The sequence below is a fragment of the Streptomyces sp. NPDC048483 genome, assembly GCF_040651455.1.
GTDB lineage: Bacteria > Actinomycetota > Actinomycetes > Streptomycetales > Streptomycetaceae > Streptomyces.
On the sequence record NZ_JBEZJZ010000013.1, the window covers coordinates 14134 to 31411 of the forward strand.

Annotated in this window: 17 protein-coding genes; 8 read left to right on the forward strand and 9 right to left on the reverse strand. The window is 71.6% G+C overall.

The genetic code is table 11. From position 1 onward, the window contains the following. The first annotated feature begins 179 nt into the window (after nucleotides 1-179). Nucleotides 180-827, forward strand: a complete 648-nt coding sequence (locus tag AB0D04_RS09585; protein WP_362701218.1) for a TetR family transcriptional regulator — start codon at nucleotides 180-182, stop codon at nucleotides 825-827. Nucleotides 828-1024: 197 nt separating this feature from the next. Here the strand turns inward: AB0D04_RS09585 and AB0D04_RS09590 are convergent, their stop codons facing one another. After that, entirely contained in the window at nucleotides 1025-1495 is a 471-nt protein-coding gene (locus AB0D04_RS09590; RefSeq protein WP_362701220.1) for a nitroreductase family deazaflavin-dependent oxidoreductase, read from the reverse strand. After that, on the reverse strand, nucleotides 1495-2778 hold the full coding sequence (locus AB0D04_RS09595) for an acyl-CoA dehydrogenase family protein (RefSeq protein WP_362701223.1): 1284 nt from the start codon (nucleotides 2776-2778) through the stop codon (nucleotides 1495-1497). Before AB0D04_RS09595 ends, AB0D04_RS09590 begins: the two co-directional genes overlap by 1 nt. Before the next feature lie 365 nt (nucleotides 2779-3143). Here AB0D04_RS09595 and AB0D04_RS09600 point away from each other — a divergent pair, with 365 nt between their 5' ends. From AB0D04_RS09600 to AB0D04_RS09615, 4 genes are all read left to right on the forward strand, one after another. Further along, nucleotides 3144-4256 (forward strand): acetyl-CoA acetyltransferase, encoded by a 1113-nt coding sequence (locus AB0D04_RS09600; protein ID WP_362701226.1) that lies wholly within the window; start codon nucleotides 3144-3146, stop codon nucleotides 4254-4256. A 116-nt stretch (nucleotides 4257-4372) separates the two neighbouring features. Beyond that, nucleotides 4373-4831 (forward strand): hypothetical protein, encoded by a 459-nt coding sequence (locus AB0D04_RS09605; RefSeq protein WP_362701229.1) that lies wholly within the window; start codon nucleotides 4373-4375, stop codon nucleotides 4829-4831. Continuing rightward, nucleotides 4828-5733 carry an FAD-dependent monooxygenase gene (locus tag AB0D04_RS09610; protein ID WP_362701232.1) on the forward strand — a complete coding sequence of 302 codons (906 nt, stop codon included), beginning with the start codon at nucleotides 4828-4830 and terminating at the stop codon, nucleotides 5731-5733. The genes AB0D04_RS09605 and AB0D04_RS09610 overlap by 4 nt, the downstream gene beginning before the upstream one ends. Nucleotide 5734: 1 nt before the next feature. Beyond that, on the forward strand, nucleotides 5735-6472 hold the full coding sequence (locus AB0D04_RS09615; protein ID WP_362701234.1) for a pyridoxal 5'-phosphate synthase: 738 nt from the start codon (nucleotides 5735-5737) through the stop codon (nucleotides 6470-6472). A 5-nt stretch (nucleotides 6473-6477) separates the two neighbouring features. On the opposite strand, the gene AB0D04_RS09620 is transcribed toward AB0D04_RS09615, so the two are convergent. Continuing rightward, nucleotides 6478-6966, reverse strand: a complete 489-nt coding sequence (locus tag AB0D04_RS09620) for a GNAT family N-acetyltransferase (RefSeq protein WP_362701237.1) — start codon at nucleotides 6964-6966, stop codon at nucleotides 6478-6480. A 205-nt stretch (nucleotides 6967-7171) separates the two neighbouring features. After that, entirely contained in the window at nucleotides 7172-7633 is a 462-nt protein-coding gene (locus AB0D04_RS09625; RefSeq protein WP_362701239.1) for an OB-fold domain-containing protein, read from the reverse strand. A 368-nt stretch (nucleotides 7634-8001) separates the two neighbouring features. Between AB0D04_RS09625 and AB0D04_RS09630 the strand changes: the two genes are divergently transcribed. Continuing rightward, complete coding sequence (locus AB0D04_RS09630) at nucleotides 8002-10275, forward strand: acetate--CoA ligase family protein (protein ID WP_362701241.1); 2274 nt, start codon at nucleotides 8002-8004, stop codon at nucleotides 10273-10275. Nucleotides 10276-10397: 122 nt separating this feature from the next. Continuing rightward, entirely contained in the window at nucleotides 10398-11291 is an 894-nt protein-coding gene (locus tag AB0D04_RS09635) for an enoyl-CoA hydratase-related protein (RefSeq protein ID WP_362701244.1), read from the forward strand. A 112-nt stretch (nucleotides 11292-11403) separates the two neighbouring features. Here AB0D04_RS09635 and AB0D04_RS09640 read toward each other — a convergent pair whose 3' ends face one another. Continuing rightward, nucleotides 11404-12072 (reverse strand): hypothetical protein, encoded by a 669-nt coding sequence (locus AB0D04_RS09640; RefSeq protein WP_362701247.1) that lies wholly within the window; start codon nucleotides 12070-12072, stop codon nucleotides 11404-11406. A 5-nt stretch (nucleotides 12073-12077) separates the two neighbouring features. Then, complete coding sequence (locus tag AB0D04_RS09645; protein ID WP_362701248.1) at nucleotides 12078-12743, reverse strand: RNA polymerase sigma factor; 666 nt, start codon at nucleotides 12741-12743, stop codon at nucleotides 12078-12080. 335 nt (nucleotides 12744-13078) lie between these two features. Between AB0D04_RS09645 and AB0D04_RS09650 the strand changes: the two genes are divergently transcribed. After that, nucleotides 13079-13696, forward strand: coding sequence for a flavin reductase family protein (locus AB0D04_RS09650; protein ID WP_362701250.1), 618 nt, complete (start codon nucleotides 13079-13081; stop codon nucleotides 13694-13696). A 15-nt stretch (nucleotides 13697-13711) separates the two neighbouring features. Here the strand turns inward: AB0D04_RS09650 and AB0D04_RS09655 are convergent, their stop codons facing one another. From AB0D04_RS09655 to AB0D04_RS09665, 3 genes are all read right to left on the reverse strand, one after another. Then, nucleotides 13712-14623, reverse strand: coding sequence for a hypothetical protein (locus tag AB0D04_RS09655; protein WP_362701252.1), 912 nt, complete (start codon nucleotides 14621-14623; stop codon nucleotides 13712-13714). 80 nt (nucleotides 14624-14703) lie between these two features. Continuing rightward, complete coding sequence (locus tag AB0D04_RS09660; RefSeq protein WP_362701254.1) at nucleotides 14704-15999, reverse strand: MFS transporter; 1296 nt, start codon at nucleotides 15997-15999, stop codon at nucleotides 14704-14706. An 87-nt stretch (nucleotides 16000-16086) separates the two neighbouring features. Next, the gene (locus AB0D04_RS09665) at nucleotides 16087-17157 is read right to left on the reverse strand and encodes a Zn-dependent alcohol dehydrogenase (protein WP_362701256.1); all 1071 of its coding nucleotides are present in this window, start codon (nucleotides 17155-17157) and stop codon (nucleotides 16087-16089) included. Nucleotides 17158-17278 lie beyond the last annotated feature (121 nt).

The following is a 17278-nucleotide window of genomic DNA, read 5'->3' on the forward strand; positions in this document are numbered from 1 at the left end:
TGTCCACAGCCTGTTGATAAGACCATTCACCGGTTCGGATCAAGCACCGCCCCACGGATCCGGAGCCGCGCACGAGGCCGCAACCAGGGCGGCAACCGGGGTCCGGCACCCCTAACTCCCGCATCCCCATTTGCAGGCAGCCAAATCGCGCTCCGATCACCCGTCGGTAAGCTGACGGCATGACAGGACAAGTGCGAACCGTCGACGGCAGAGTTGCCGGCCGCCGCGGACAGGCGACCCGGCAAAAGCTGCTCGACTGCCTCAGTGAAATGCTCAGTTCGTCCCCCTACCGGGACGTCAAAGTCATCGATGTGGCCCGAAAAGCAGGGACTTCACCCGCTACGTTCTATCAGTACTTTCCGGACGTGGAGGGCGCCGTCCTCGAAATCGCCGAGGAGATGGCCAAAGAAGGCGCAAGTCTGACCGATCTTGTCGCCGGACGCTCCTGGGTGGGCAAGTCCGGCTGGCAGGCGGCGGAGGAACTCGTCGACGGCTTTCTCTCCTTCTGGCGCAAGAACGATGCGATTCTGCGCGTCGTGGATCTGGGCGCGGCCGAGGGCGACAAGCGGTTCTACAAGATCCGCATGAAGATCCTCAATGCCGTCACCAACTCCCTTACGGACTCCATCCAGGAGCTCCAGAGCAAGAACAAGGTCGACAAGGACGTGAGCGCGGCGGCCATGGCCGGCTCCATCGTCGCCATGCTGGCGGCGGTCGCCGGGCACCAGAAGGGCTTCCAGAGCTGGGGCGTCAAGCAGACCGAGCTCAAGCCCAATCTGGCGCTGCTGGTGCACTTCGGCATCACCGGCAAGAAGCCGACGAAGTAACCGGCGAGGCAGTCGGCGAAGTAGCCGGCACAGCAGTCGGCGAACCGACCGGCGCGTAGCCGTCGGACCGGTCGCGACCGGTCCTGCAACGGTCCTGCATCCGTCCTGTATCCGTCCTGCCATAGCAGTACAGCTGCACACACAGCGGGTGCCGTACGGCCTCTCAGGAGCCCGGGCGGCACCCGCTGTGTGTGCGCTCAGCGCCGCTCGAGCCGGAACAGCCGGATCTCCCGCTCCACCCGCGCCTGATAGGCGGCATACGGCGGCCAGAAGGCGAGCACCGCCTGCCACGCCCGCTCCCGCTCCACCCCCGTGAGCAGCCGGGCCCGTACGGGAATGTCCTGGCCCCGCCAACTGACCTCCGCCTCCGGATGCTTGAGCAAATTCCCCGTCCAGGCAGGGTGGCCCGGGCGCCCGAAGTTGCTGCCGATCAGCAGCCAGCTGCCGCCGTCCTCCGGCATGCAGGCCAGCGGGGTCCGCCGCGGCTGCCCGCTCCTCGCACCGGTCGCGGTCAGGATCACACCGGGCAGCATCCGCGCACTGAGCAGCACCTTCCCGCGGGTCAGCCGGTGCACGGTGCGGTCCAGAGCGGGGATGACATGCGGTGCGATACGGGCGAACGTACGGGTCGACGAGACCCTCTGCACCAGCCGCTCACCAGCCGGCATCACGCATCGACCGCCTCTCGCGCACCGAACGCCCCCGCCGCGCCCTTCCCGGCCCCGTCCTTCCCGGCCGCGAACAGCCCGGCCTGCTCGGCGGCCTGCGCCCGCAGCCGGTGCACCGGTCCCAGCAGCAGCTCGTCGCAGGCCGCGCGCTTGAAGTAGAGGTGTGCCTCGTGCTCCCAGGTGAAGCCGATACCGCCGTGCAGTTGCACCGCCTCGGCGGCCACGTTGCGCAGCGCCTCCAGCGCCTGTGCGAGCGCCAGCCCGGCCGCCCCCGGCTCGGCCGGGCGTAGGTCCCCGGCCGAGCCGGAAGCCGACCAGGCCGCGTAGTACGCCGCCGAGCGCGCCGCCCGCACCGCCACATACAGGTCGGCGAGCCGGTGCCGCACCGCCTGGAAGGAGCCGACCGGCCGGCCGAACTGCTTGCGCACCTGCACATATTCGACGGTGCGGGCGAGCGCGGCATCGGCCGCACCGACCGCCTCGGCAGCCAGCGCCGCGGCCGCCCCGACCCCGGTGGCGGCGAGCGCACCCGTCACCACCGCCTCATCCCCCTCGCCCTCCCCCTCCCCCTCCCCCTCCCCCAGCAACTCGGCCGCCACCTCGCGCAGTTCGAGCCGTGCCTGCGGACGGGTCTCGTCCATCGCGGTCTGCCGGATCCGTACGAGACCGGGGGCGTCGGCCCGTACGAGAAAGATCAGGGTGCGGCTGCGCGCGAAGCCGCCGGTGTGCGCGGCCACCAGGAGCACGTCCGCGGAGTGCCCGTCCAGGACCTGCGCGGCCTCCCCGTACAGCCGCCAGCCCCCGGCCTGCGCCCGCGCCTGAATGCCGCCCGCCCGGCCGCCACCCGCCCAGTCCCCGGCGTTCTGCCCGGTCAGCGCCAGCGCGGTGGCCAGCCGCCCGCCCGGTACGGCGAGAGTCGCGGTCAGCTCCCCGGCAGCGAGGGCCGGCAGCAGCTCGGCGCGCTGCCGCTCGGCCCCCAGGCCCAGGACCAGCGGCGCGGCAAGCGCGGCGGTGGCGATCAGCGGCGAGGGGAGCAGGACGCGACCGGCCTCCTCGCAGGCCAGGGCCAGCTCGGTGCGCCCGCAGCCGGCGCCGCCGTACGCCGCCGGCAGGGCCAGCCCCGGCAGCCCGAGCTGCCCGGCGAGCTGCCGCCACAGCCCCTCGTCGTACCCGCGCGGGGTGTGCACCGCCGATTCGACCTCGTCCGGGCCGCAGCGCTTGTGCAGCAGTTCGCGCAGAGTACGGCGGATCTCGTCCTGCTCCTCGGTGAACGCGGCATCCATCGGCGGGCTCCTCCCGGCCGTGCGACAACGCCCATCGGGTCCGACGGGCCCCGGCATCCGATCTGACGGGCCGTCATAGTAGGGAGAGGGCTCCGACTTTCCTAGGGTTTCGCGTGTCGGCATCCCCACGCCCCCGCCGGGGGCATGGGGGGCACCCCCGCCCCCCATACGGGCCCTGCCCGCCCGAATGCGATCCCTGCCCACCCGCCCAGATCTGATGTACCGTCAGATTTATGACTTCAGGGACCCCTTCCGGGTATCGCCATCGTCATCGTGGTCATGATCACGTTCGTGATCGTGATCGTGGTCGTGATCGTGGTCGCAAGGTAGCCGTCGCCGGAGTCGCCCTGTCCGACTGCGGGCGCGTGGACGAGGCCACCCCCTACACCCTGCACGCCCAGGCCGCCCGCCGGGCGCTCGCCGACAGCGGCCTGGACCGGTCGGTGATCGACGGCTTCGCCTCGGCCGGCCTGGGCACCCTCGCGCCCGTAGAGGTCGCCGAATACCTGGGCCTGCGCCCCACCTGGGTCGACTCCACCTCCGTCGGCGGCGCCACCTGGGAAGTCCTGGCCGCACACGCCGCCGATGCGATCGCCGCAGGTCACGCCAATGCCGTACTCCTCGTCTACGGCTCCACCGCGCGCGCCGACATCAAGGCCGGGCGCCGTACCGCCAACCTCTCCTTCGGCGCCCGCGGCCCGCTCCAGTTCGAGGTCCCCTACGGGCACACCCTGATAGCGAAATACGCCATGGCCGCCCGCCGCCATATGCACCAATACGGCACCACTCTGGAGCAGTTGGCCGAGGTCGCCGTCCAGGCACGGGCCAATGCGGCGGCCAACCCGGACGCCCTGTACCGCGATCCGGTCACCGTCGACGAGGTCCTCTCCGGCCCGATGATCGCCGATCCGTTCACCAAGCTGCACTGCTGCATCCGCTCCGACGGCGGCTGCGCGGTCCTGCTCGTCGCCGAGGACTACGCCCCCGACCTGGCCAAACCCCCGGTCTGGGTGCTCGGCTCCGGCACCTCGGTCTCGCACACCACCATGTCCGAGTGGGACGACTTCACCGTCTCGCCCGCCGCGGTCTCCGGCCGCCTCGCCTTCGAGCGGGCCGGCGTCCGCCCCGCCGAGATCGACCTCGCCGAGATCTACGACGCCTTCACCTATATGACCCTGGTGACGCTGGAGGACCTGGGCTTCTGTGCCAAGGGCGAGGGCGGCGCGTTCGCCGAGAAGGGGCGGCTGCTGCGGGACGGCGCACTGCCGGTCAACACCGACGGCGGTGGCCTGGCCGCCTGCCATCCGGGGATGCGCGGGCTGTTCCTGCTGGTCGAGGCCGTACGGCAACTCCGCGGCGAGGCCGGGCCCGGCCGACAGGTCCGTAAAGCCGACGGCCGGCTCCCGCAGCTTGCCGTCGCCTCGGGTACCGGTGGCTGGTTCTGCTCGTCGGGGACGGTGGTGCTGGGGAGGGGGTAGCAATCCACGCTATACAAGCGTCATAGACATCCGTTTAAGACGTTTGTACAGTCGGGCCGTAAGCACCGATCAGCACCACCCACCACCCCGCACCACGGCCCGAAGGGAACCCCGCCATGCCCGGCACCGGCTCGTCCCCCCGCCCCGCCCCGACCGTCCTGATCTCCGGCGCGAGCATCGCCGGCCCGGCGCTCGCCTACTGGCTGCACCGCCACGGATTCGTCGTGACCGTCGTCGAGCGCGCCCCCGAACTGCGGACCGGCGGCTACAAGGTCGACATCCGGGGCGCGGCGATCGAGGCCGTCGAGCGGATGGGAATCCTGGAGGACATCCAGCGCGCCAGTACGGATATGCAGACCGGCGCCTACGTCAATGGCGCAGGCAAGCGGATCGCCACGCTCCCCGCCGACATCTTCGGCGCCCGGCTCGGCCGCGACGACGAGATCATGCGCGGCGACCTGGCCCGCATCCTCTACGACCGCACCCGGACGGACGTCGAGTACGTCTTCGGCGACTCCATCGCCTCCCTCACCACGGTCGACGAGGCGTCGAGGGCGTCGAGGGCGTCGAGGTGACCTTCGAGCGGGGCGCGCCCCGCCGCTTCGACCTCGTCGTCGGCGCGGACGGGGTCCACTCGACCGTACGGCGGCTGGCCTTCGGCCCGGAGGGGCACTTCGCCCGCCACCTCGGCACCTATGTCTCGGTCTTCTCCCTGCCCAATGAACTCGGCCTGGACCGCGAGGAGTTGTACCACGCGCTGCCCAACAAACTCATCTGCGAATACAGCTCGGCCGGGGACCCGACGGCCAAGGGCATCCTGAGCTTCCGCGCGCCCCGGCTGACGTACGACCACCGGGACACCGCACAGCAACTGGCCCTGCTGGAGGCCGCGTTCGATCCCGACAGCCTGGGAGTCCCCCGCGACAGCGTCTGGGAGCGCGTCCCCCGGCTGCTCCGGGCGGCCCGGGAGGCGCCCGACTTCTACTTCGACGGGCTGCACCTGATCGAGATGGACCGCTGGTCGAGCGGCCGTGTGGTGCTGCTCGGCGACGCCGCGCACTGCGCCTCGCCCGCCTCGGGGCAGGGCACGGGGATGGCGCTGGTCGGGGCGTACGTCCTGGCCGGGGAACTCGCGGCCGCGGCGGGCGATCCGACGGTGGCCTTCGACCGCTACGAGAGGGAGATGCGCGGCTATGTCGCGGTCAATCACCGGCTGGCGGAGAAGTTCGCGGCGGAGATGACCCTGGCGACGCGGCGGCAGATCCGGCTGCGGCATCTGATGCTGCGGATCCTGCCGCACATGCCGTGGAAGAAGCTGGTCGCCAAGAAGGTCGCCGAGGATGTGCAGCGGGGTGCGAACGCGATCACGCTCAAGGAGTACGCCGCGGCCCGCCGTCCGGCACCAGGAGCAGCGCGGCCCGGACCGCGCAGGGCCCGCCCCGAGGCGGCCGCGGCCCACCCCCCGTACGCTGCCTGACATGGCCGAATCCGCTGCCCACCAGGACACCCCGGACGCCCCCGCCGCCGGGGCCACCGACCGCCACTCTTCCGATGACGCCGCCTCCCGCGCGTTCCGCGAGCTGCTGCGCGGGCTGCGGGTCTGGGAGACCGAACTGCCCTCGTTCGACCCGGCGCAGGCCCCGGCCGAGCCGCTGCCGCTCTTCCGGCAGTGGCTGCGCGAGGCCGCCGAGGCCGGTGTGCCCGAGCCGCACACCATGACGCTGGCCACGGCGGACGCGGCCGGCGACCCGTCCCTACGGACCCTGATGCTGCACGACGCCGACGAGCGCGGCTGGCACTTCGCCTCGCACCACGGCAGCCGCAAGGGCCGCGAACTGGCCGCCCGGCCGCGGGCCGCGCTCGGCTTCTACTGGGCGGCGGTCGGCCGTCAGGTCCGTATCCGCGGGTCGGTGACCGCGGCGGGCCCGGAGGAGAGCGCGGCCGATCTGCACCGCCGCTCACCGGGCGCGCTGGCCGCAGCGCTGGTCGGCCGCCAGAGCGAGGTCCTCGGCTCCACCGAGGAGCTGGCCCGCGCCTCGGACGCCGCCTGGGAACGCGCCCGGCGCGAGCCGGGCGCCCCCGTCCCCACCTGGACGCTCTACGTACTGCGCGCCGAGGAGGTCGAGTTCTTCCAGGGCGACGCACGACGCCGGCACGTACGCCTCAACTACCGCTATGAGGGTGAGAGTTGGGCACAAGAACTACTGTGGCCGTAACGGTGCTACAGCTTCCGGTGCATGACGTGGAATCCCACATAGCCCTTGGTGGGGTGCCGGAATCCCTCGGGAATGGTGGTCATGATCGCGAAGCCGAGGGACTGCCACAGGGCCACGGCGGCGGTGTTGGTCTCGATGACCGAGTTGAACTGGATCCCGCGGTAGCCCTCGGCGCGGGCCCAGGCCAGCACATGTTCGCCCAGCGCCCGTCCGACACCGCGCCGGCCGTGCCGGGGATCGACCATGAAGCTGGCACTGGCGATATGTGAGGCGCCGCCCATGTGGTTGGGGTTCATCTTGGCCGAGCCCAGCACCGTACCGTCCTCGTCGACGGCGACGACCGTACGGCCCGGCGGCTCCAGCATCCACAGCTCCCGGCCGGCCGCCGCATCGATGTCGGGCGGGTAGGCGTAGGTCTCACCCGCCGCGACGATGGTGTGGAAGAACGGCCAGATGGCGGGCCAGTCGGCCGCGGTCGCTTCTCGTATCAGCACGGGGAAAGGATCGCGTGGAGGTGGCGAGGATGCCACCGGAATTCACCGGGTTGCGTACGGGCCGGGCGGGGCGCGCGGGCGCGGGGCGCGTGGGAGGCGTGGGGGGCGTGGGCACGCTCGGGTTCGCGCGCGGTCACGTGGGTCATGTGAGGCATGTGGGTCGCATGGATCACGTGGATCACGTGGATCATGTGGGTCGCATGGGTCACGCAGGCCGGAAGACGGGGACCGCGACGGGGCGCCCGCCGCCGTCACCGCCGCCCTCAGCGGCTGCATGCCCCCCGGCACGCCCCTCCTCCCGGAAGTCCACCACCAGCGCCATCCCGATCCGCAGATCCGCCTCCCCGCACCCGACAACCTCGGTCATCATCCGGGGCCCCTCGGCGAGGTCGACCACGGCCGCCACGTACGGCACCCGGCCCCCGAACGGCGGGAGGTCATTACGGTGCACCACCGACCATGTGTAAAGGGTGGCGCGGCCGCTCGCCGGCTCCCAGACGACGTCCTCACTCCAGCAGTACGGGCAGAACTCTCGCGGGTAGTGGTGGGCGGCCCCGCACCCGCCGCCTTCGACCCGGCAGCGGCGCAGCGACAGCCGCCCCTCCGCGGCCGCGTCCCAGTACGGGCGGGTGAAGGCATCCACCTCCGGCAGGTCACTACGCACCACACCACGCACCGGACCAGGCGCCGCACCACGAACCGCTCCGGACACCGCCATCACTGGAACACCCCCACGACATCATCGAGCGACCACGTCCGCCGGCTCATCGCGAACAGGACTTGGCCGGTCGGCCCCGCCGGGAAAGATCGGCTGCATTCCGTATGCCCTCCTGGCGGCGAACCCACTATTCTGACGGTACGTCAGTTCAACGGATTCAGGGCGGGTGCGCAAGGGGCCGTACGTCACCGCCCGCCGCGCCCACACCCCGGCGAAGCTTTACCGTGCAGCCCCATTCCTGACACGGCGTCAGTTCAGTAATCTGACTATGCGTCAGGTAATGAGAGCCGTCACCGTCACACAGGAGCGGGCCTGCGATGCTTGGATCGACTCACGGCACCCTCACCACTCACTCCCGGCCGGCCCGCGTCGTGGCCTGTGGGGAGCAACCACCACCCACCGTCCACGGCGTGCTGCGTCCCGACGGGTCGACGGCCGACCGGGACGTCAGCGGCCGGCCGGTGCACGCTCCGGTGCCCGACCTGGACCGCTTCTTCCGGCCCGAGTCCGTGGCGGTGATCGGCGCCTCGGACAGCGAGGGCCGGCCGAACACCGGCATCACCCGCCAGCTGATCGCCTGGGCGGAGCGGGTCGGCGCGCGGCTCCATCCCGTCAACCCGGGACGCGAGCAGGTCTTCGGGCGGCCCTGCCACGCCGGCGTCGCCGATCTCCCCGAACCCGTCGACCTCGCCGTCCTCCTGGTCGGCGACCCGATACCGGTCATTGAGCAACTGGGCGACGCCAAGGCGAAGTTCGCGGTGGCATTCGCCTCCGGGTTTGCCGAGACCGGTGCGGCCGGCGCGGCGGCGCAGGCCCGGCTGGCCGACGTCGTCGAACGCTCCGGGCTGCGGCTGCTCGGCCCGAACACCAACCTCAACGCCTTCGAAAAGTTCCGCGAGGACCTCGACGGCCCGGCCATCGCCCTCATCACTCAGTCGGGCCACCAGGGCCGGCCCGTCTTCGCCCTCCAGGAACTGGGCATCCGCCTCTCCCACTGGGCCCCCACCGGCAACGAGGCCGATCTGGAGACCGCCGACTTCCTCTCCTACTTCGCCTCCCGCCCCGAGGTCGGCGCCATTGCCGCGTATGTGGAGGGCCTCAAGGACGGGCGCAGCTTTCTGCTCGCCGCCGACCGGGCCGCCCGTAACAAGGTGCCGGTCATCGCCGTCAAGGTCGGCCGCACCGAGACGGGCGCCCGGACGGCCGCCTCGCACACCGGCAAGCTCACCGGTGCGGACGAGGTCGTGGACGCCGCGATGCGGCAGTTCGGCGTGATCCGGGTGGACGGGCTCGACGAGCTGCAGGACACCGCGGCGCTGCTGGCCCGCGCCAAGAAGCCGGCCGCCGAGGGCATCGCCGTCTATTCGATCTCCGGCGGCACCGGCGCCCACTTCTCCGATCTGGCGACCGCGGCGGGCCTGCACCTGCCCACCCTGCCCCCGGCCAAGCAGGCCGAGCTGCACCAGTGGATACCGGAGTACCTGAACGTCGCGAACCCCATCGACAACGGGGGGCACCCGGTCGGCGACTGGCGCGGCCGCAAGATCATCGATGCGATCCTCGCCGACCCCTCGGTGGGCGTTCTCATCTGCCCCATCACCGGCCCCTTTCCCCCCATGAGCGACAAGCTCGCCCAGGACCTCGTGGACGCGGCGGAGCAGACGGACAAGCTGGTGTGCGTGGTCTGGGGCTCGCCGGTCGGCACCGAGGATGCCTACCGGCACACCCTCCTCGGCTCCTCCCGCGTGGCGACCTTCCGCACCTTCGCCAACTGCATCACCGCCGTACGCGCCTACCTCGACCACCATCGCTTCGCCGCCAACTACCGCTCGCCGTTCGACGACGCCCCGCGCGTGCTCTCCCCCTCCGCCCGCAAGGCGCAGGCTCTGATGCGCCCGGGTCAGCAGCTCAGCGAACACGCGGCGAAGCAGCTACTGCGCGCCTACGGCATCCGGGTACCGCGCGAACAGCTGGTGACCAGTGCGGCGGCGGCCGTACGGGCGGCGAGCCAGGTCGGCTATCCGGTCGTCATGAAGGCCTCCGGCCCACAGCTCGCCCACAAGACCGAACTCGGCCTCGTCAAGGTCGGGTTGACCTCCGCCAGCCAGGTGCGGGACGCCTACCGTGAACTCACGGACATCGCCCGCTACGAGGGCGTCCCGCTGGACGGCGTGCTGGTCTGCCAGATGATCGAGCGCGGCGTGGAGATGGTCGTCGGGGTCACCCACGACAGCCTCTTCGGGCCGACGGTGACGGTCGGGCTGGGCGGGGTCCTCGTCGAGGTGCTGCGGGATGTCGCGGTGGGCGTGCCGCCGTTCGGGGAGGACCAGGCCCGCGCGATGCTCGGCGAGCTGCGCGGCCACGCCCTCCTGAACGGCGTACGGGGCGCGCCGCCCGCGGATGTCGACGCGCTGGTCGAGGTCGTTCTGCGGGTGCAGCGGATGGCGCTGGAGCTGGGCGAGGATCTGGCCGAGCTGGACATCAATCCGTTGGTTGTCCTACCGCGCGGGCAGGGGGCTGTGGCGCTCGATGCGCTGGCTGTCTGCCATGGACCGCAGGGGGACGCCGCCTCGGCGCCGCGCTGGGCGTGACGTGCAGCCTGGGCATACGGCCTCCTGCGCCTTCCGCCTCCCCGCTCCTCCTGCCTGCCCCGCTCCTGAACAGCACGCCCTCGGCCGTAAGCCCCCCTCGCACCCGTTGGAGCCACTCCGCCATGACGTCCTCCCCCGGATCGCCCCGTGCCGCCGAAGCCGAAGCCGAAGCCGAAGCCGCAGTCCAATCGGCGGCCGCATCAGGTAACGACTCCCCGCCTTCCGCTGATTCCTTGATACTTCGCGCCACTGACAATGGCGTCTTGTGGATCACGCTCAACCGGCCCGCGGCGATGAACGCGCTCACCTGGGACCAGCGGGAACGCATCATCGAGCTGCTCGCGGAGGCCTCGGCCGATCCGGCCGTCCGGGCCGTGGTGATTTCCGCGACCGGCAAAGGCTTCTGTGCCGGTGCCGATCTGCGCGGATCGCCCTCGGCCGGTGACGAGCGGGTGGCGGGCGATGTTGCCCGGATGATCCGGCGCGGCGCACAGCGGTTCATCGGTGCCGTGCTGGACTGCGAGAAGCCGGTGATCGCCGCCGTCAACGGCACCGCGGCCGGGATCGGGGCGCATCTCGCGCTGGCCTGCGATCTGGTGCTGGCCGCCGAATCGGCCCGTTTCATCGAGGTGTTCGTACGGCGCGGACTGGTGCCGGACGGCGGCGGCGCCTACCTCCTGCCGCGGCTGATCGGCCCGCAGCGCGCCAAGGAACTGATGTTCTTCGGCGACGCCGTACCGGCCGCCGAGGCGGTGCGGCTGGGACTGGTCAACCGGGTCGTGCCGGACGGCAAGTTGGGGAAGACCGCGCGGGAGTGGGCCGAGCGGCTGGCAGGCGGCCCGACCCGGGCGCTCACCCTTACCAAACAGCTGGTCAACGCCTCGCTCGACGTCGACCGGGCCGCCGCCTTCGCCGCCGAGGCCACCGCCCAGGAGATCAACATGACCACGGCGGACGCCCAGGAAGGGATCGCGTCCTTCGTGGAGCGCCGCAGCCCCAGGTACCGGGGCCGGTAGGAGGTAGGTAAGTGGGTGGGTGGGTGGGTGGGTGGGCTGTTCACTGGGCACACGGGTGGCGCCTCCACCCCACATGACGTCGTATCGCGTGATCCAGGCCACGCAGTCCGATCTAGGCCACGTCGGGCGAACACTCCGGCAGCTCGCGCGTATTGCGGGTCCGCACCCCCGGGAGCCAGCCCGTCACATTCCTCCCGGCGGTCACCAGATACCAGCGGGTGGAGGTCACGCCCTCCTCGTCCCGGATCATCCGTCCGTCGGTGACCACACAGTGCGCGAGCAGTACGTCGCCGTGCCAGACGCGGCCCACGGAATTGTTGCGCGCGGCGTATCTGACGTGCGGATTCCTGGCCAGTCGCAGTCCGCATTCCAGGGAGCGGAGGTAGCGGCAAGGCGCCTCGCTGTTGTAGACGGCCATGGGTACCGCGCGGACGCCGGCGGCCGGCTGCGGTCCGCCGCCGCCCGGACGCACCAGCCACCACACCCCCACCACCAGGGCCGCCACTGTCGCCGCGACCGTGAGCACGACGGCGTACGCCCTCCGGCGTGATGAAACCAGCGGTACGGACGCGAGGCGCCCCACAGGTGTTCTGGGCGTTCTGGGTGTTACGGGCTTCGACACCGGTCCGGCGGACTGCTTGATGCGGGCCCACAGTCCGGCCGGCGTCTCGATCTGCTCGTCCGCGCGCCGCAGCCGGTCGCGCAGCGCCGCCTCGCCGGTGCTGCGCCCCGCGCCCGCTGTCCCGCGCGCTTCGGCGTCGTCGCCCCCCGAGCTCGCCACGCCGCTCACCTCTTCGTCCGGCCGTGCTGCGGTTCCCCGAGGTAGGCGCGCAGTCTGTCCAGTGCGCGGGCACGGTGCCGGGCGGCCGTACCGCGGTGCACCTTGATGATCTGCGCGGCCTGGTCGATGGTGTAGCCGTCGAGGTCGACGAGGATGACGATTCCGGCCTGGCGGTGCGACAACCGCCCCAGCAGGCGCACCGCTTCGAGCTCGGCATGCCGGCGTTCCGTCCCTCCGTCCCAGCCCCCGGCCGCCCCGCCGGACCCCGCGCCGGAGCCGCCGACCGCCCCGACCGCGCCGGCCCCGTCGGCCCCCTCCATCGCCTCGACCAGAACCTGGCGCCGGTCCTTGCGGTACGCGTCGCGGGCGATGGTGAGCACGGTGGTGAAGGCGTAGGCGTACGGCTCCGGGTGCGCGAGGAAGCGCTGTGGCCGGGCGGCGAGTTTGAGGTACGCCGCATGCACCACGTCCTCCGCGGACTGTCTCGATCCGGCCAGCATCACGGCGCGCCGGTAGAGCCGGGGCAACAGCCCGCAGAAAACCTCGTCGAAGGCCTTGTTGGAGGCCTTGTTGGAGGCCTTTTGGGAGGGCTCTCCGAAGGCTTCGCCGGCGGTCTCTCCGAAGGTGGGTGACGCGGCAGATGAGCGTGATGACGGCGTCGCATCGGGCATATGGCGGAACTCCCCCGCACTTGGCTACGGGCGGCGGCCGAAAGGGCCGAGGTGGCCGAGGCGGAGCTACCCGTGCAGTCAGTAGGCAATGAGGTGCCATCCCCCGATCTCGCCCGAATACCCCCTACATCAGTCCTGCGTTGCCGCAAACCACCCCTGAGGGTGCCGCCCACCGACCCCCGCTCACCCCTGCCCGCCACCACCCATCCCCCACCCCTCACCCGTCACTCGCCACCCCTCATCCGCCATCCACCACCCCTCACCTCCACCCGTCCAAGCACTTCCCATCTGACGCAGCATCAGATTCAATGAAAGGCATGATGGGACATGCGGGAATGGCAGCCACAGCGGTGCGATATCTGCGTTCGGTCGGCGCGCCGACCACCGCCTCCCCGGAGGCCCCGGCCCACGCCCTTCCGCGCCCCGCCCTGCGCGCCGTACGGGAAGACGAGCGCGCACCTCTGGATCCGTCCGAATTCCGGTCCGTCCTGGGGCACTTCGCCAGTGGCGTCACGGTCATCACGGCACCGGGGGACGAGGGGCCGGCCGGCTTCGCCTGTCAGTCGTTCGCGTCGCTGTCCCTCGACCCGCCGCTGGTCACGTTCATGGTGGCGCGTACGTCGACCACCTGGCCGCGGATCGCCCGCGCCGGAGTCTTCTGCGTCAACATTCTCGGCGCCGGGCAGGGGGAACTGTGCCGCGGGTTCGCGGTGAGCGGCGGCGACAAGTTCGCGGGCGTCTCGTACGTGGCGGCGCCCGCGACCGGTTCGCCGCGGCTGGCGGACGTCCCCGCCTGGATCGACTGCACGATCCAGGCCGTGCACACGGGTGGCGACCATCTGATCGTGGTCGGCCGGGTGGATGCCCTCGCCGCGGACCCGGCCGCCGCCGAGGCAGGACCGCTGCTCTTTCACCGGGGCGCGTTCGGCGCCTTCGGCCCCGTCAGCGGCTGAGCGCGGCCGTACGGTTCACCGCTGGGCGCCTCCCTGCCGTGTCAGCACATGGCGGCGCCCCTCGTCCGGATCGCCCACGAAGAAGTAGAGGGCCGGCTTCTCCTTCGTACCACCGATGGACCAGTCCTGCGGGCAGGCACCGGTCACCCCCACCTCCTGCTCGCCGTCCGTGACGGTCCCCTCCAGCTCCCAGACGCCGGTGCCGGTGCAGCGCTCACCCCGCTCGCCCAGGCGGGACGCGCTCGCCGTGCCGCCGGAGTCCAGCCGCAGGATGCCACCGGAGCCGTCCTTCCAGACCCCGACGAGCTCGGCGCGCTCCAGGTGCGGCGCCCGGTACTCCTCCAGCAGCCCGACGGCGTACGCGCCGACGCCCAGCAGGAACACCCCGACGACGGCCGCGACCCCGCCGGCCGCGACGGTGATCGTCAGCCGCACGGCACGCCGGGCGCCGCGGTTCCGGGCGGCGTACGCGGCGAGCAGCGCGGCAGGTATGACGGCGGCCGTGAGGACCAGCCAGAGCCCGAGGTACCCGAGCGGCGCTCCCACGGTACGGCTGAGGACCGCGCGGATCGTCCCGTCCAGCAGGGTCGCGCCGGCCGCCGGGAAGGGCGCCGCGGCCGCCGTCGCCCACCACTTGGGCCGCCCCGGCCCGCCGCGCCGGCGGACCGCCCACCGTGCCAGCCACAGCGTCGGCAGCACCAGAGTGACCGTGAGCGCGAAGCCGGGGACCGCACCGAGGAGGAGCGCGAAGGGCAGCACGAATGCCATCAGGAACACATTGCCGACCGCCCCCTCCTCCGTGAAGCCGTACATCGTCAGCCCGGCGCCCGCGACCAGCACCTCACCCAGCAGCGCGGCCATCGAGACCGCCACGGCCGGCCAGCTCCAGAACACGCTGCCGACGTCCCCATCCTTGGTCGTGCGCATATCGCCTCACCCCTCTCACCGGGATCATGCACCCGGCGGGAAGGCGCCCCGCCACCAGGGCACCGTTACGAGGCCCTCCGCTATGACGGCTTCCGCCTCCGTATGACCAGCGCCATCAGCGCGGCGGCCGCGCACAGCGCCCCGGAGGCGTACCAGACCGGGTCGTATGTGCCGAAGGCGTCGCGTGCCAGGCCGCCCAGGAAGGCGATCAGGGCGGCGCCCACCTGGTGAGCGGCCAACACCCAGCCGAAGACGATGGCGCCGTCCGCGCCGTAGTGCTCGCGGCACAGGGCGATGGTCGGCGGGACGGTGGCGACCCAGTCCAGTCCGTAGAAGACGATGAAGAAGACCATCGGCGGGTGGACCGAGTCCGCGAGCAGCAGCGGCAGGAACATCAACGACGCACCGCGCAGGCCGTAGTAGACGGCGAGCAGGCGGCGCGCGTCGAAGCGGTCGGTGAACCAGCCCGAGGCGACGGTCCCGGCGATGTCGAAGATGCCGATCACCGCGAGGAGTGAGGCGGCGGCCGTCATCGGCATGCCGTGATCGTGTGCGGCCGGCATGAAGTGGGTCTTGACCAGGCCGTTCGTGGTGGCGCCGCAGATCGCGAAGGTGCCCGCCAGCAGCCAGAACGGGCCTGTGCAGGCTGCCGACAGCAGCGCCCGCACGGTGCGCCGGGCCGCGCCCTGCTGCGGCGGCGGCTTCGGTACGTACTCCGTTGCCCCGTACGGCGCGAGGCCCACGTCCGACGGATGGTCGCGCAGCAGCAGCCACACCAGGGGGACGACGGCGAGCGCGGCGAGCGCCACGGTGACGGCGGCGGGCCGCCAGTCGTGGCGGTCCACGATCCAGGACAGCAGCGGCAGAAAGACCAGCTGCCCGGAGGCTCCGCCCGCGGTGAGGATCCCGGTGACCAGCCCGCGCCGCGCGACGAACCAGCGCCCGGTGACCGTGGCGGCGAAGGCCAGCGCCATGGAGCCGCTGCCCAGTCCCACCAACACGCCCCACAACAGGACGAGTTGCCAGTCGGCCGTCATGAAGACGGTCAGCCCGGCGCCGACCGCGATCAGGGTCAGGGCGGCGGCGACCACCCGGCGGATACCGAAGCGGTCCATCAGGGCGGCGGCGAACGGCGCGGTCAGCCCGTACAGCGCGAGGTTGACGGACACCGCGAAGCCAATGGTGCCGCGCGACCAGTGGAATTCGGCGTGCAGCGGCTCGATGAGCAGTCCGGGCAGCGAGGCGAAGCCGGCCGCGCCGATGAGGGTGAGGAAGGTGACGGCGGCGACGGACCAGGCCCGGTGGGGGCGCCGTCTACGGGTGGGTGCGGGGGCGGGGTCCGTAGCCCCCAGGGGCAGGTCGGTTGTCTGGCTCACCGGAGCAGCATCATCGCCGGGGCACCACGGAACGAGTGGCCGGAGGGTCACGCTTCACCAGGATCGGGCCATCGGCCTCGCGCACCCCTACCCGAAGGTCAGAACCCCGCGGGCCACCCGCCCATGATGCGCATCGTCGGCGGCTTTGGCGAAGTCCTCCACCGGATAGGTCTCGCTCACCAACTCGTCCAGCAGCAGCCGCCCTTCCTGGTACATCCGGGCGTACAGGGCGATGTCCCGCTGCGGCCGGGCCGAGCCGTACCGGCACCCCAGAATCGACTTGTCCAGATACATCGACGACACCAGGAACGACGCCTCCGCACTGGCCGGCGGCACTCCGAGCAGCACCGCCTGCCCGTGCCGGTCCAGCAGGTCGATCGCCTGCCGTATGAGCCGCGTGCTCCCCACGCACTCAAAGGCATGGTCGGCCCCGGTCGGCAGAATCTCCTTCACCGCTTTGACGCCGTCCGCCACCGCCGACGCATCGATGAAATGCGTGGCCCCGAACTGCCGCGCCACCGCTTCCTTGGCCGGATTGGCGTCCACCGCGACGATCACCGATGCCCCGGCGATCCGCGCGCCCTGCAGCACATTGAGGCCGATGCCGCCGGCCCCGATCACCACCACCGAATCCCCGCGGTCCACCTTCGCGCGGTTGAGTACGGCGCCGACGCCGGTCAGCACCCCGCACCCGATCAGTGCGGCCGAGGTCATCGGAATGTCCTCGGGGATCTTGACGGCCTGCACCGCCTTGACGACCGTACGCTCCGCAAACGCCGAGTTCGACGCGAAGTTGAACAACTCCGCGTCCCCCCGCCGGAACGGCTTCCCCGGCATCCCGATCGCCTTCCGGCACATCGTCGGACGCCCCCGGTCGCACTCCGCGCACGCCCCGCAGTTGGCCAGCGTCGACAGCGCAACGTGATCGCCGGGCGCCACGTGCTCCACCCCCGCCCCGACGGCCTCGACCACGCCCGCTCCCTCGTGCCCCAGCACCACCGGCACCGGAAACGGAATGGTCCCGTCGATGACCGACAGATCGCTGTGGCACAGCCCGGCGGCCCGGATCCCGACCAGCACCTCGCCCGGCCCCGGATCCCGTACCTCCAGGTCGTCCACGACCCGGGTCTGCTCGCCGTCGAAAATGATGCCTTTCATCTGATCTCCTTCGTGGATACCCCCGGCTTCAGCCGGGGGTGGGGGTACCTCCCGCTTGCGGGGGAGAAACGAAGCTCCTGCGGAACGGGGCGGAGAAAGGCGAATCGCCGTCAGGGCGATT

Excerpts from the sequence above, each read along its gene's own strand:
- AB0D04_RS09665 (WP_362701256.1), bottom strand. The coding sequence starts at position 17,157 with ATGAAAGGCATCATTTTCGACGGCGAGCAGACCCGGGTCGTGGACGAC.
- AB0D04_RS09590 (WP_362701220.1), bottom strand. The coding sequence starts at position 1,495 with ATGCCGGCTGGTGAGCGGCTGGTGCAGAGGGTCTCGTCGACCCGTACG.
- AB0D04_RS09650 (WP_362701250.1), top strand. The coding sequence starts at position 13,079 with ATGGCAGCCACAGCGGTGCGATATCTGCGTTCGGTCGGCGCGCCGACC.
- AB0D04_RS09635 (WP_362701244.1), top strand. The coding sequence starts at position 10,398 with ATGACGTCCTCCCCCGGATCGCCCCGTGCCGCCGAAGCCGAAGCCGAA.
- AB0D04_RS09645 (WP_362701248.1), bottom strand. The coding sequence starts at position 12,743 with ATGCCCGATGCGACGCCGTCATCACGCTCATCTGCCGCGTCACCCACC.
- AB0D04_RS09595 (WP_362701223.1), bottom strand. The coding sequence starts at position 2,778 with ATGGATGCCGCGTTCACCGAGGAGCAGGACGAGATCCGCCGTACTCTG.
- AB0D04_RS09630 (WP_362701241.1), top strand. The coding sequence starts at position 8,002 with ATGCTTGGATCGACTCACGGCACCCTCACCACTCACTCCCGGCCGGCC.
- AB0D04_RS09615 (WP_362701234.1), top strand. The coding sequence starts at position 5,735 with ATGGCCGAATCCGCTGCCCACCAGGACACCCCGGACGCCCCCGCCGCC.
- AB0D04_RS09605 (WP_362701229.1), top strand. The coding sequence starts at position 4,373 with ATGCCCGGCACCGGCTCGTCCCCCCGCCCCGCCCCGACCGTCCTGATC.
- AB0D04_RS09655 (WP_362701252.1), bottom strand. The coding sequence starts at position 14,623 with ATGCGCACGACCAAGGATGGGGACGTCGGCAGCGTGTTCTGGAGCTGG.
- AB0D04_RS09585 (WP_362701218.1), top strand. The coding sequence starts at position 180 with ATGACAGGACAAGTGCGAACCGTCGACGGCAGAGTTGCCGGCCGCCGC.